The sequence below is a fragment of the Bdellovibrio sp. HCB117 genome (assembly GCF_047305915.1).
Lineage (GTDB): Bacteria > Bdellovibrionota > Bdellovibrionia > Bdellovibrionales > Bdellovibrionaceae > Bdellovibrio > Bdellovibrio bacteriovorus_B.
In genome coordinates this window covers 3039843-3054365 of sequence record NZ_CP178622.1, presented here as the reverse complement: position 1 = coordinate 3054365, position 14523 = coordinate 3039843, and the positions used below count along the sequence as shown (strand labels likewise).

Here is a 14523-nt window from a genome sequence, read left to right as displayed (position 1 = left end):
AAGCAAAGCTTTTTACTTTTTTTGACAGATCTTAGACTGAGGATGAGATTCACACAGGGCGTCCTTCAGCAGACGATTCTGTTCTGAAAGGTTTTGAACTTCTGCTTTCAGAACTTCGTTAGACTCTTGCAAGGACGCAATAGCGCGATCTTGATTCCCATTTTGAGTCATAACCAAGGTATGAAGTTCTTTGATAGCATTAATCAAAGGAGCCACTAAGTTTTGATAAGCAACGGCCTTCCAGCCTTCTTTATTGGTTTCTACCGCCTCGGGAAAAACCTTTTCGACATCTTGAGCGATAAGACCGATCTGATGGCCTCGACCTTCAGGATTTTTCCAGTCATAACTGACGCCTTCCAAAGAAAGAATTTTATCCAAGCTATTTTCTAGAGGTGCGATATTGGTTTTCAGTCGCAGGTCCGAAGCCTGAGTTAAAGTTCCAGCTATCCACATATTGCCGTTGTAATCAAAAGTCATCTTCGAGGTACAGGCGCCACCGGGACAATAATAGAACTGCGATAGCAGGGTGGTCGCGTTGTGATGAACAGTGAACCCACGCTTAGATCCATTGTCATTAGTGACATTAAGTGCAGAATCTGCGCGAGAAAGAATTTCTACAAAGCCGGCGCCATCAGTGACATAAGCTTGTCCCGCGACGGTCAACGCATGGCTTGAAGACGTCGTGTTAATGCCGACTTTTCCACCGTAGGGATTCAGAAAGAGATCACGATTGGTCAGTTCATCTGCGGATTGAATTCCGTATTTGTTTTCACCGATCCATCCGATGTTGATATAGTCGGCGGCATTAGAAGACTGCGAGTTGAAAATACGAAGTCCGCCGACGGCTCCAGTATTAGCCATCGTGGTATTAGAAGTTATCTGTGTATTTCCACCTTTGACTTCCAATTTGAAAGCGGGGCTTGTTGTACCAAGCCCGACGTTGCCGGTGGAATCAATGTACATGCTTGTGGCATCATTCACTCTGAACGACATGGCATTTGAAAGATGTGAATAAGCAATTCCGCCTGGATCGCGATCCTCAGGATCCGAGAAGTAAATGCCACCCGCCGCCGTATTGGGACTCGTTACTTGAATGACGGTGTTGGCATTACCGATGACGGCCAAGCGATCTGTTGCTGGAACATAAGGAGCGACAGTTCCACCGGCGTTCACGGTCATAAATACCGGAGCGGCTGTTGAGCCCACACTGACAGAACCATCCGAGTGAATGCGCATTCTTTCTGTCGGAGAACCCGCGTTGGGTGTCGTCACAAACTTGACGCTAGAGAGTCCCCCATTACTTCGAGTGTTCCCTAAAACCGTGGCCCCATCTGACTCGTGAGTAAGGAAGGTGGATCCCGCTGTGGCTTCATCAAAGTTAGGATCAGAAATTCGGATCTGGGCCGCAGAAGCAGCCCCAGTTAATCCCGAACTCACATCAGGCTCTAAAGAAATAGCGCGTTCACTATTTTCACCGGCCATGAAGATGCCATCGACATGCAAGGGCGCAAGGGGAGTGGTAACATTCACACCGACATTTCCCGTCGCTAAAATGTTCATGCGAGTTGCGCCATTGGTTTCAAAACTCAAAGGTTGAGCATTGTTTGTTCCTAAGACTGCTCCCGCCGCGAATGAATTTCCATTCTGAACGAAGGTGTCTGTGATGCCATATCCAGAAGCTGTTGTAGGATTGGAAGCAGAGGTCACTCGACCATAAGTATCGACAGTCACTGAAGTGTAAGTCCCGGCACTCACTCCGCTTGTTGGTAAATCTGTGGAAGCTAAAGTTCTAAATGTTGGGGCACCCGCAGCCCCTGTAGGAGCTGCCAAAAAAGTTTTCGCGGATTTAGACGCATAGGTGATTTGCGAATCTGTGATTCCAATATTCTGACAGGTGAATGTATCTGTAAGGACCGACCAGTTCAGAGTCTTATCTGCTGCACAAGGTGAAGAAGGAAAAATAGTATTTGCTGGTGTTACCGTCGAACGAATATCCGCAAGACTTAAAAAATTCGCGGCATAATCGGTCCCATTGTAACGTAAGACTTGCCCCATTCCTGAAGGGGCCGTCGCTGAGACGGAAGTTCCTTGGATTTTTGCCACTGTCGGATTTGGATAAGTGCCACTGAGGTCTCCACCAGCAGTTCCGCCTGGAGCCAGTCCTCCATTTGCAGAAATAGTGATTGAACCCGCCGCATTCGTCACTGTCACGCCAGTGCCAGCGACAAGATTCGCGGCGACCGGAGAATTTCCAGTTCGACCCACTAGAAGCTGTCCATCAGTTAAAGCAGGGGCTTCAATAATCGCACCACCTGACGACATCATCACACGATTGTTCGTCAAAGCTGTCGTACTATTTGTACCACCGCGTGCGATAGGCAGAGTTCCTGAAGTAAAAGCTAAGTTGGATGTACCGACAGTATTCCAACCGGCGCCGGAACCCACGAAAGTGGTATTGATATCTGATGCGATGTAAATGTCACCGACGGCGCCTGTCACGGGCCGATTGGCATTGGTGTCGACCTTAATATTCGTGGCGTTGCCGCCATTGGTAACGGCATTAGATGTCCCGATATCGGCAGCGGGAGTCCACTTGCCACCGACAAATTTTAAAACCTGACCTGCCGTCGGCGCTGTCGTATCAATGTCGATGCCTTGAATTTTTCCCACCACCGTTGCGGCTTGGGCTCCTGTGACATCACCACTCAAATTCCCTGTGAAACCCGCCGCGTTTCCGATGATATTTCCAGAAATTTTTGCGCCAGAAAACGTTCCTGTTATTTGCGATTCAGAGATTTGAATATTGTAGCAATCAAATTTATTTGCCGGTGTGACGAACACCAAAGACTGTCCCGCCGAACAAGACGTTGGAAACATTGTGACGGCGACTTTGTCATTTAAAGCAGTTTGCAATCCCGTGATACTCGAAATTCCTAAAACTGCAGGCTCCCATTGACTGCCGTCATATTGAAGAACTTGTCCACCTGAGGACGGAAGTGTTGACGACACATTCACTCCCCGCAGGCGTTCGGCATTCAAAAAGCGCGCATCATTTCCCGCAGCGACAGTTCCCGCGGTTGTGCCTACAGAAATGCCAATACTTGGAATAGAAGCCGTTCCACCTTTTGTCAGCGGAGCTGTCACATTCACATCGCTAACCATACCCGCGCCACCGGCATCGTTTTGACAAGAAAAGTTGGTGCCATCATAAGTCAGATACTGTCCCAGGGCGCACGCACCGACGGATGTTTTTAAAACGAAATCATCGGCGATTTTATCGCCCAATTTAGAGGCTGATGTTGCAAAGGAAGCAAATGGCACCGCGCGAATTTCATTATTCGGAGTGATCGCTTTCCAGCCGACTCCATCATGAAACTGCACGCGTAGGATACGAATGTCATCTTCTTGTGGAAGATATGTCGATCCGCCTTCACAATTATGAGAAACCGCATTGTTAAAAGCAGTTCTTAAATCATAACCGGCAGTCGTTGGATAAAGTTTTACTCCCGAGCCGATGGGAACATCAAAAACCCCACCGGAACCTTGCATATTGATATTGTTCCTTTGCTCTTTATAGATAACGCAATTTCCAGAGGCGTTTGTAATTTCAAAGGCAAAGCTAACATTATTGTATTCAAGAGGAGTTCCGTCGGATTTAAGAATACGTCCTTGATACGTGAAGGTTCTCGGCGAAGAGTGGGCCGAAAAAACAAAGAAAATCATGAGAATGAATGTGATGGACGTTCCGGATCTCATATCTTTCTTATCGGATTCTTAACAGCATTTTGTAAGAGAAAAGACGTGATATTGCGTCACTATAAGTATTTCGTCTCAGATTGAAACGGCTGTTAAAGATTTTCTGAAGGGCCTAAGGTGAGTCTTGCTTGCTAAAAGTATTGATGACTAAAGAACCGGCGATTAAAAGAGCCCCAGAAAGTTGACGAAGACTAAGGCTTTCGTGAAAGATCATCGCGCCCATAATAGCTGCGGTCAGAGGTTCAATCATCATCAGCAGCGCGACTTCTTTGCTGCGCAATTTTTGAAGGGCCGCGAGTTCTAAGGTCAAAGGCAAGATCGTGCAGATAACCGCAATACCAAAAATGCAGCTGGCCTGAAAGCTTGTCAGACTTTGTACGTGCGAATAATCCGTGCGGTGAAATAATGACAGCGTGATCGCACCAAAGGTGATCACATAAAGACTTGAGGAAATCGGTCGCACACCCTGTTGCAATCGTCCAGATAACATCACGTAGATCGCGTAACTGATGGCCGAACCTAATCCTGCGGCAATCGCCCAGATGTTACGAACCTCAATATGACCCCAAAGTAAAAGCACCAATCCCAAAGAAGCTCCTACCAGGCAGAGCGCTTCCTTTTTTGAAATTTTATCGTGAGTGAAAAAGTGAGAAAACACATTCACCCAAAACGGATAGGTGTATAGCAATAAAGCTGCGAGTGTGACACTCAAGCCATCGATGGCTTCAAAATAAAGAGTCGAGAATAAAGCGTAACCGAAAACCCCTAAAAGAGCGGCAATCATCGTCTGACGACGAGTAAGTTTGATCCACTGAGGTTTAAATAAAAGAAGGAAGATCCAAATCAGAAGGGCGGCTAAAGTAAATCGGTAAGAAAGAAATTCGCCGACCGAAAGACCGGAAGCAAAAGCCCACTTACCGAAGATACCTAAAAATCCAAAACCCACGCTGGCAATAGAGATCTCAATCGTGCCTCTTAAGCGTGGGTTTATGGAAGACATGGACTATTTGCCTTTAGATTCTTTTTTCACACGGATACGCGAAGCGGGTTTGGCCGTCTTTTTAACAGAAGCCGTGCGGCCTTTGTAGGTGCGCTTTTGTTTTACTTCTTCCGGATCATCCGCCAAGAAGACGCGCTCTACAGCCACTTCGTTTAAGAAAATAAGTTCGCCAGCTTTCAAAGCCCCCATACGCAAGCGACCAATCGCCACACGCTGAAGTTTCAAAACATCGAATCCGACTTTAGCAAACATCTGACGAATCTGACGGTTTTTACCTTCAGTGATCACGATTTTGTACCACTCGTATTTATCAGATTTGTTGTCGCCGGATTTTTTGATTTTTTCAATATGACGAGCCGACACGCGACCGCCCACAATCGAAACACCTTTTTTAAGCTTTTCGATTTGGTGAGGTTGCGGCTGCCCATCTAATTTGACTAGATAAGTTTTTGTAACTTCCGCTTTCGGATGCATGACTTTGTTAGCAAAATCCCCATCGTTCGTCAGAAGAAGCATGCCTTCAGAGTCCCAGTCCAGACGACCCACAGGGAATACACGTGCGGGCACTTCACCCAAATAGTCCGCCACTGTCGGGCGACCATGAGGATCATCCATTGTCGTTAAGACACCTTTAGGTTTGTTGAAGACAAGATAGTACTTTTGCGACAACGGTTTGCGAAGAGGTTTACCGTCAATCATGATGCGGTCTGCAGTAGGATCAACTTTGATGCCCAACTCGTAAACGCGTTTTCCGTTTACTGTGACTTGCCCCTCTTCGATCATGCGGTCGGCATGACGACGGGATGCTAATCCTGAATCAGCTATTAGTTTATTAAGTCGAACTCTTTGAGCGGAGTTATTTTCAGACATTCTTCATCGGCCTCGGGTAATTGTTGTGAAGACAATATACCACCAGTGAGGTCAGAAGAGGAGATATTCTTACGGCCGTACTCTCCGATGGCGTGACGGAGGTCACGTACTAGAAGAGTCATGAGCTTGTCTCCCATAAAGATATTATCGAGAGCGGTTTCGGCTTTATTTAAGACGATCGAAGACCATTTTAGCGCCTCAGAATCACCCTGTTGGATTAAAGCACAAGTTCGTTCAAGTTGGCTGACCAAATCTTGATAGTAAGGATCCGTTCGGCGATCGACAAAGAATTGCTCTAAACGCTTAATCGGGAACAAAACGCGTGTCTGTTCAGCCAGAGGCTCGCTTTTCATTTCTTGAAGTTTTTGAAAAACATACCCGCGAAGCAAAGAACCTGTGACCTTTTCGCCCATCACACGGAACTGTGCTGTGATGTAAGGAGCCACTTCAATTTTGTGGGTGTGCTGGCTGCTCAACTCCAATTCGGAGTTGTAGTAAAGAACCAGATCTTTACGAAGAGGCTCCAGCTGACCATTGCGAAGTGTGAATTTGCGATCGAAGCTACGAACTTCTAAAGATTTATCTTCGCGAAGAAGAATCACGATCACGCGTTTGTTCTGATCTGGAAGAACGCGGAACTTGTCATTTTCGCCGCAAAGCGTCTTAACGTAAGTGCCAACCGCGTCAATCAAGTCATGGAAATGCTCGATTTCGATCAACTGCATGTTTTGCGGGAAACGGATTGGACTCAAGTCAAACTTCTGCTGGTAGAAGCTATTGAAATTCTCTAACAAAAACTGAACTTCGTGACCCAACTGCTGCTTATTGGACGCCCAGTGCGGGTAATCCATGCAGTAGTTAAAAAACATTTCGATCAATTCTGGGGTTAAAACGTCGTCTGGATGAGGAAAACCACGCAAAAAATTGAAGAATGACAGACGCGTGGGCGTATTTTGCGGATTTAGATCAGATACGAATTTTAAAAGTTGTCCAACCTTAAGCAAAATGCGGTTCCCCCTTCGCGCATAAAGTATGAACATTTGAAATTTTAGTCCAGAAAAAATATGATAGAAGACGTAGATTTTTTTGAAGTCCTAGGAGGGGCGTCTTATGCAGAAAGAACTAAATCCGGAACTATTTGGGGAAAAGAAAGTCGCCAAGAGTCCTACAATGGAAATTCCTACGAATATGGGCACAGTAGGAAACAACTATTTGAACACAGATCGTCAGATTTTCGAGCTGAAAGCTCAGAATCAAGCCTTGGCAGACCAGCTGAACAAGGTGGTGGCGACGGTGAATGAATTGATTAAATCTTCCAACATCAAATTTGAAAAACAAAGTCAGCTTTTGGGTCGTCTCGAGCAAAGCCACAATGGGCTTGCTACCGAGGCTGGTCAGAAGATCACGCAGCTAGCGCAACGTGTGAACGAGCGCAAAAGCCTGGATCTGAAAGTTCAAGAGATGGTCGATCGCCACAACAACGTGATCAAAAGTTTTGAAGTTCGCATGAACCACTTGCAAAAACTTTTGGCGGAAAAAGAAGCGCAGATGATTTCGTCACAAGCGGCTTTGAATGAAGCCAAAATGGAAATCGCGCGTTTGAAACGTCTGTAAAAGAAACGAACAGCTTGCCCAAAATAAAAAAAGCCGGTTTTTACACCGGCTTTTTTTTATTGTGCTGCCTTTTCCATGCGCTTTAAGAAGGCATCAGCTTTTTCAAACATCGTCAGTGTAAGGGCATCAATCCAAACGCCGTTAGGATTAATAAAGATCACGGTCGGCAGTCCTTGAATCCCATATTTCTTTTTTAGTTCGCGAAGCTTGTCTGAATCTTTTGTTGCATCAAACTTTAAGAAGACAAAATTTTGTCCCATCGCGCGCACGCGAGCGTCTGAAAACGTATGCTCTTCAAGTTCGTGGCAGGCTGCGCACCATTCTGCCCAGAAGTCGATAATCACAGGTTTTCGGTTTTTTGCAGCCTCCGCCAAAAGATCTTCCGAGTAAACTTGCCACTGAAGTTTTTGGATTTGATTTAAGCTGTCGTTCGCCATGATGCGACCGCGGATGTAAGGACGAAGTTCAAAAGCGGCTAAAGCGATGTAACCCACGCCGACCAGAAGCACAGCTTGCATAAGACCTTTGCGGATTTTGTTCAAAGGCGAAGCCACTTGATCCGCGGCCAGGAAGGCTCCGTAAACGCTGGCTAGAATAATCAGACCCACACCCAGCGCTAGGTCAAACCAACGCTCTGGCAGAAGAAGTTCTAAGTAATAATAGAAAGCACTCAACATCAAAGTTCCAAGAATGAACTTAAAAGCATTCATCCATGGACCCGAGCGAGGCAGTGCGCGACTGAGTTCGGTGAACACTCCCATCGCGATAAAGATCAATCCCAAGCCGACGGCGTAAGTAAACAGGAAAAGAAATCCCATCACTTTATTTTGTGTGGAAGCGACGTAAGTCAAAATTGCAACCAGTACAGGACCTACGCAAGGGCTGGCCACGATGCCGGCAAAGAGCCCCGTAAGATAAGCACCACCCAAACCTTTTTTCTGTTGGCCCGCGCCGAAACGATTGCGAATCGCCGCCGGCACTTGAATCTCATAAAGACCATACATGCTTAAAGCCATCGCTAGGAAGATCACGCAGATAACGGCTAAGACATAAGGATTTCCTAAGGTCGCTCCGAAAACACCGCCGGTCGATGCAGCCACAAGTCCTAGGACCGAATAAGTCGTGGCAATACCCAAAACGTAAACACACGCAGTGATAAAGTTTTGCAGGCGAGATCTTTCATTGGCGTGATTGCCCAACACGGCGAGAGTGATCGGAATCATCGGGAAGATACAAGGTGTGAAGCTCGTGAAAACACCCGCTAAGAAAACAAACAGAAGTCCGGTGAACATGCTGGCGCCCAGAAGTTTTTGAAAACTTCCAGAGTCGAAGAAAGAAGGGGAGGTCATGGCCGGTGTGGTTTCTTGTTCAACGATTTGCGGTGAGCCTTCGACAACCGTGACTGTGATAGGAACTTCAATCAACTTCGTTGTAGGGAAAAGACAAAATTGGTCAGAGCAAGCTTGATAAGTCAGCTCAAGCTTCATCTTGTCATGTTTTTTCAAGAACCGGTTGGGAGCTTCAATATGCGCTTGCAGAGTCGCCTCATTTTCAATTCCCAAGCGTTCCTTTTTTGAAAACTTATCGAACCATTTTTTTAAGGGTGCAACATTCAGTGGCGCCACCTGAAATCCATCGGGCTCCAAGATAACGACTTTGAATTGATCGTCGTAGGCGTGATAACCCGGTGGAAGTTTCATTTTTATTTCAAGAGTTCCACCCTGGCCGGGGTTCCACTCAAAAGGAATGACTTTCGTTTCTACAAGAAGAGGATCGGTGTCGTTGGTGTTGAGCTGCGCCCAAGACCAAGGACTCGTCAGAAGTAAAAGTGTGAATGCTAAAATGTACTTCAGGCTGCGTTTCATGCTTTTCCTCTTAGTCCCAGTCCGGACCATGGGCAAGTTTATTCGGCAATGACTCAATATTACCACAACTGTCTCCGATAGAGAAACTGAAGAGGTCATATCTTATGGGATTTGTAGGTATCATAGTCGTATTCGTGATGGTGTTCGGGGGCTTCATTATAGCCGGCGGTCACATGTCCGTTATCTTGAAAGCAGCGCCTATCGAAATGATGATTATCGGGGGAGCCGCACTCGGTGCGTATATTATTGCGAACCCGATGAAAATTATTAAATCTGGTATCAAATTGAGTATCAAGGCGATGACGGCAAAAGGTCCTCAGAAGCAGGATTATGTCGAATTGCTGCAGATGATGTTCCAACTTTTCCAAGCGTTCAGAAAAGAAGGTCCGCAAGGAATCGAAAAACACATCGAGGAACCAGAGAAGAGTGACATCTTCAAAGCTTACCCAAGCTTCATGCACAATCACCACGCGGTTCACTTTCTGTGTGACACGATGAAAATCACTTTGTCAGCGGAGATGTCTCCGTATGACGTGGATGATCTTCTTGATGCCGATATTAAAGCGATTCACCACGAAGAACATATGGCCGCGCACGCGGTGCAAACAGTCGCCGACGGTTTCCCTGGATTGGGTATCGTTGCCGCCGTTCTGGGTATCGTAAAAACCATGGCCCACTTAACTGAAGGGGTTGAAAAGATCGGTTCCTTGGTTGCCGGCGCCCTGGTTGGAACCATGTTAGGGGTTTTCTGTGCCTACGGTTTGATTGCTCCAACAGCATCAAAAATGGGTGCGGATATCGAAGCAGAAGGTCGTTACCTTGCTTGTATCAAAGCCGCGATGATTGCTTTGCAAAGAGGTGCGCCTCCTATCGTGTGTGTTGAGTACGCTCGCCGTACAATCATGCCTGAAGAGCGTCCTTCATTCGACGAAGTTGATAAAGCGACTAAAGAAATTAAGAAGGCAGCGTAATCGGCTGTCGAGCAGGCGAAGCGGGCTTCAGCCCGCGTAGCTGAACGGATTGAGAAATAAGTACTGAGGACGGAACCTCAAGAAAACTGGATAAGAAATGGCAGAAAAAAAGCAAACCATTGTTATCAAAAAGATCATTGTTTCAGGAGGCGGCCATCACGGCGGTTCCTGGAAGGTGGCTTTGGCCGACTTCATGACGGCCCTCATGGCGTTCTTCCTGGTGATGTGGCTTTTAGGTCAATCCGAAGAAACGAAAAAAGCCGTTTCAGATTATTTCTCTACACCGTCTGTGATTGAATACAATTTCCAGAACTTCGGTGCCGAGATCACTCTAGAAAAACTATTCTTGGATATTTTGAATGAACCTTTGAAGGCATTCCAAAGCTTTATGGAACCTGCCGATCAAACTCCAAATCTTTTGGATATGGGTTCAACAAAAGTGGTGGCGGCTTATTTGGCAGACCAGATGAATGATGTTGCCAAGAACGTGCAAGTCACTCCAGAAGGTTATGACTTTGATATTCCTGACTACATGCTTTTTGAAAGAGGCACGGCGACTCCAAATTCGAATTTCGTCAAAGTCATGGATAAGATCAAAGGCATTACAACGGGATTGAAAGACGCAGATATTAAATTAACGTCCGGATTGTTTGTGCAAGCGGTGGCCGATGGCAACGTGATGACGGCAAACAAAGTGGCGGCAGAAAGATTTGATATTGTTCGCAACAAGATCCTAGCTTCTTTGGAAACAAACACAGTGTCTGTCACCGGCGGAATCAGTGTGAAGGAAAAAAGAGGCGAGATCGATCCGGCGAAGCTTGTAGGTTTCATTCGCGTGAAGATCGCGCAGAAAGAAATCACTTCGGACGGTCGTAAACCGCGTAAGCTAGAAACTTTGTTTGGTCCTTCACGTGTGGATATGTCTGTGTATGACAACTTCGTGAATCAGATCAGCAACCGTAAAAAAGAACAAGAAGCTCCGAAAAACTTGAAAGAACAAGTAGATCAAGAGCTGAACGAAGCCGCGGGAATTACAACTCCGTCGACGCCGACAGAATAAAGAAGAAATCTCCGGCACCATTAAATTGGGAGCTTTCACTGGTTCCAGTGAGGGCTCCTTCAAAAAAGATCACTCCCCACTTTGTTCCCAGCCCCGTCCGTGCATCAAAATAAGGATTAATTTCATCAACATTGGGAGTGTTGTAACCAATCTCGTTATCCCACTTCCAACCATTGAAAACATTGAAGAACTTTCCAAAGGCATAGCGTTTTGAATTCTCGTCAGTGCCTTCCCAGTTACTAAAACTGCTGTACATAATGCGATAATCGAATGAGTTCAGACGCACACCAATGATGTTTCCATTGCGATCGCCACCGTTATAGTACTGGCTTTGGGCATAGCTGATGATCAGGTTTGTGTTCTGAGAAAAAGAGACTTTGATGTCGCCAAGAAGTCTTAAATTAAAGTGATCATCACTATTTTCAAAATTGGTATTCGAACCCCAAATTCCTAAACGAAATTGAGAGCCAAAGTGAAACCAAAATGAACCCTGCAAGGCAGGCGATTTATCGGACTGGGATAAACCGTTTTCTACGTAATGAGATAACAGGTTGATGTCACCAGATAGATCAAACGTCGGCGATGTCCCGTCGGCGGCTTGAGCTGTCCACGAACTCATTAGAATAATTATAAAAGCAATGTATCTTCGCATAGATAAGTGCTTTTCATTCTGAACTAATCGCGAGCGAAAAACAAAGACTTCACTGCCAGAGATTTCGGGGACTGGACTTTTGGCTCTGGTCGCTGACACAAAAAGGTGTTATGGTGCCTGTTCCTATGAATTTAGATCTTCCTTTGAATGAATATACCTTTGTCGCTTTTGATACCGAGACCAGCGGAGCTTATCCGGTGGGACATGACATCGTCGAATTCGGCGCGGTGAAATGGTATAAAGGGGAAGAAATTGGGCGGCTGCAATTTCTAATTAAGCCGCGTGAGTTAATGACCGATTTCATCATTGGTATTCACGGCATCACAAACGAGATGGTCGCCGATGCGCCACCGATGTCAGAAAAAATTCGCGAGATTCATGACTTTATCAAAGGGACGATTGTGATGGCTCACCACGCCCCGTTTGACATGGGATTCTTGGCGGCAGACTTCGAGAAAAATCATTTGCCGTTACCTTCCGAGCCGGCGTTGTGCACAAGTCTTCTTTCGCGTAAGTGGATACATGGAGTTGAAAATCACAAACTCCAAACATTAGTGAAGCATTTAACCATCGATGGCGGCCAGGCACATCGCGCTTATGATGATGCGAAGTCTTGTCTTTATGTCGCGTTAGCTTGTTTTCAAAAGATGAACGAAAATGTCACACTGGCTGAAGTGATCAAAAGCCAAGCGAAGAATCTTTGGTGGCGTGATTATTCGTTAGCTGCGCTGAATGAACCAAAGTTTCAATTTATCAAAGAGGCCATTTTGGCTAAACGAGATATCGACATGGTTTACATGGGAGGCTCTGCAAAAGGCGAAGTTCGCCGGATCACTCCTATCGGTATTGTAAGGAATCCGGACGGGGATTACTTGCAAGCCTTTTGTCACAACGAAAAAACAGCCAAGCGGTATTACCTAAATCGCATCAATGATGTCGCTGTCGTCTACGCTTAATATTCCATAGCAGTTTTATCAGAGGAGAAATCGAACTTTTGTTCGAAGTGTTCCGAGAAGTTATTTAGGTGGACGCATCAACGTGTTAATAAAAATTGTTTAAAAATAAACTTTAGTTGTTTGTTTATCTTCCGAAAATCCCCTCGTCGTTTTGCATGCAATTGCAAAATGTGTTGTGCGTAATTAAGGGGAAAAATCTAAATGAAAAAAAGAAGTCTCAACTTTAAGTTGGCCTTTGTGATGGCCATTCTTGTTTTTGGTTCGTTAACTATAGCAGGTATTGGTCTTACTCGTATGGAAGGCATTAATCTGTCTTTAAAATCCATCGTCGAAGAAAAAAGCGTGCGCGTTTCATTAGTTAAAGACATTAAAGCCTTGTTCTATCTGCAAATGATGAATGAAAAGAATTTGATTTTAGAAGATTCCCCAGAGGCTATGGAAACAGCCTGGGGATTGATGCAGAAACGTCATGAAGAAATGCTTAAAAAAATTGATTCTCTGCATGCCATTTCTACTGAAACTGGAAAAAAAGAGATGGAGCAATTCAAAGAAAACTATCTGACATGGTGGAATACGACGGCGGAGGTAAAAAATCACTCTACTAAAGGTGACGATAAGGCTGCTTTAGAGATGACTCAAAAAAAGGGCGCTCCGCTTAGAAAGTTCGGTGAAGAAATCATCAATTCGACGGTAGAGCGCAATGAAAAGCGCATGGAAGAAGAAGCCGCAATGGCGCAAAGCAATTACGATCATGCTCGTATGCTGATGATCTTGGTGAGTGCGTTCGCTATTCTTTTAGGGACAGGTTTGGCAGGTTTTGTCCTGGTCTCACTTGGAAGAGCGATTAATTCTGTCATCGAAAATCTTTCAAGCGCTTCCATGCAAGTTTCGGGAGCGGCTCAACAGATCGCATCTTCCTCTGAACAATTATCGCAGGCTTCCACTGAACAAGCCTCTTCGCTAGAGGAAACAGTGGCGACCATCGAAGAGCTTTCTTCTATGGTGAAGGTCAACTCCAACAACGCGGCGGAAGCAGCGTCTTTGTCGAATGAGACAAGTTCCATTGCCACTCGGGGCGAACAGGAAATCCGCACTCTAGTAGGTTCGATGTCGGGCATCTCCCAAGACTCTAAGAAAATTGCTGAGATCATCAACGTGATTGATGATATTGCCTTCCAAACAAATCTATTAGCCCTTAATGCGGCCGTGGAAGCGGCTCGAGCGGGTGAACAGGGTAAAGGTTTTGCGGTCGTGGCGGAAGCGGTAAGAACTTTAGCACAAAGAAGTTCATTGGCAGCCAAAGATATTACGGATCTTATTAAAGCCTCTGTCGAACGTATTGAAGTGGGCAGTGAGCAAGCTGAACGCAGTGGTGTTGTTCTTAGTGAAATCGTAAATGCAGTGAAGAAGGTGACTCAATTAAACAATGAGATCGCGGCGGCAAGTACAGAGCAAAGCAATGGTATTGCCCAGATTAGCAAAGCAATGAATCAGTTAGATCAGGTAACCCAAATCAATGCCGGGACATCAGAAGAGGCGGCCGCAGCGGCAGAGGAGCTTTCCGCGCAAGCTGATAGCATGACTCAGGTAATTGGTACATTGGTAGAAACAATCAAAGGGGAGCAGAAGGTTGCGGCATCGCCGGTGCCTCCTCTGGTAAAGGCGTCGAAGGCCCGTCCATCTGCAGCCGTACAAAAAACGGTCGCAAAGACGAACGAAGACTTACTGCCCTTGAATGATGTGGCTTAATAAAGAAAAAGGGAATCTTCACAGATTCCC

General features: G+C 45.8%; 11 protein-coding genes. 5 read left to right on the top strand and 6 right to left on the bottom strand.

What is annotated here, in order from left to right; translation table 11 throughout:
- Positions 1–12: 12 nt before the first annotated feature.
- The 4 genes from ACLWBD_RS14455 to ACLWBD_RS14440 all read right to left on the bottom strand — a co-directional run bounded on the left by ACLWBD_RS14455 (position 13) and on the right by ACLWBD_RS14440 (position 6630).
- Positions 13–3756 carry a tail fiber domain-containing protein gene (locus tag ACLWBD_RS14455; protein WP_413568695.1) on the bottom strand — a complete coding sequence of 1248 codons (3744 nt, stop codon included), beginning with the start codon at positions 3754–3756 and terminating at the stop codon, positions 13–15.
- Positions 3757–3868: 112 nt separating this feature from the next.
- Positions 3869–4756 carry an EamA family transporter gene (locus ACLWBD_RS14450; RefSeq protein ID WP_413568693.1) on the bottom strand — a complete coding sequence of 296 codons (888 nt, stop codon included), beginning with the start codon at positions 4754–4756 and terminating at the stop codon, positions 3869–3871.
- A gap of 3 nt (positions 4757–4759) precedes the next feature.
- Positions 4760–5626, bottom strand: coding sequence for a pseudouridine synthase (locus tag ACLWBD_RS14445; protein WP_063205064.1), 867 nt, complete (start codon positions 5624–5626; stop codon positions 4760–4762).
- On the bottom strand, positions 5581–6630 hold the full coding sequence (locus ACLWBD_RS14440) for a hypothetical protein (protein WP_063244375.1): 1050 nt from the start codon (positions 6628–6630) through the stop codon (positions 5581–5583). Before ACLWBD_RS14440 ends, ACLWBD_RS14445 begins: the two co-directional genes overlap by 46 nt.
- A 106-nt stretch (positions 6631–6736) precedes the next feature.
- On the opposite strand from ACLWBD_RS14440, the gene ACLWBD_RS14435 reads away from it, so the two are divergent.
- Positions 6737–7240, top strand: a complete 504-nt coding sequence (locus ACLWBD_RS14435) for a hypothetical protein (RefSeq protein ID WP_413568691.1) — start codon at positions 6737–6739, stop codon at positions 7238–7240.
- A gap of 56 nt (positions 7241–7296) precedes the next feature.
- Here ACLWBD_RS14435 and ACLWBD_RS14430 read toward each other — a convergent pair whose 3' ends face one another.
- Positions 7297–9105, bottom strand: coding sequence for a protein-disulfide reductase DsbD family protein (locus ACLWBD_RS14430; RefSeq protein WP_413568690.1), 1809 nt, complete (start codon positions 9103–9105; stop codon positions 7297–7299).
- A gap of 104 nt (positions 9106–9209) precedes the next feature.
- On the opposite strand from ACLWBD_RS14430, the gene motA reads away from it, so the two are divergent.
- A complete protein-coding gene (gene motA, locus ACLWBD_RS14425) occupies positions 9210–10076 on the top strand; it encodes a flagellar motor stator protein MotA (RefSeq protein WP_081112120.1) in 867 nt (288 codons plus the stop codon).
- A gap of 97 nt (positions 10077–10173) precedes the next feature.
- The gene (locus ACLWBD_RS14420) at positions 10174–11136 is read left to right on the top strand and encodes a flagellar motor protein MotB (protein WP_413568687.1); all 963 of its coding nucleotides are present in this window, start codon (positions 10174–10176) and stop codon (positions 11134–11136) included.
- On the opposite strand, the gene ACLWBD_RS14415 is transcribed toward ACLWBD_RS14420, so the two are convergent.
- On the bottom strand, positions 11108–11755 hold the full coding sequence (locus ACLWBD_RS14415) for a TorF family putative porin (RefSeq protein ID WP_253696412.1): 648 nt from the start codon (positions 11753–11755) through the stop codon (positions 11108–11110). The two genes, ACLWBD_RS14420 and ACLWBD_RS14415, sit on opposite strands and share 29 nt — an antisense overlap.
- A gap of 143 nt (positions 11756–11898) precedes the next feature.
- On the opposite strand from ACLWBD_RS14415, the gene ACLWBD_RS14410 reads away from it, so the two are divergent.
- Together ACLWBD_RS14410 and ACLWBD_RS14405 are read left to right on the top strand one after the other, a co-directional pair.
- Positions 11899–12744 (top strand): exonuclease domain-containing protein, encoded by an 846-nt coding sequence (locus ACLWBD_RS14410; RefSeq protein ID WP_413568685.1) that lies wholly within the window; start codon positions 11899–11901, stop codon positions 12742–12744.
- 201 nt (positions 12745–12945) lie between these two features.
- Complete coding sequence (locus ACLWBD_RS14405; RefSeq protein ID WP_413568683.1) at positions 12946–14493, top strand: methyl-accepting chemotaxis protein; 1548 nt, start codon at positions 12946–12948, stop codon at positions 14491–14493.
- The last annotated feature ends 30 nt before the right edge of the window (positions 14494–14523 follow it).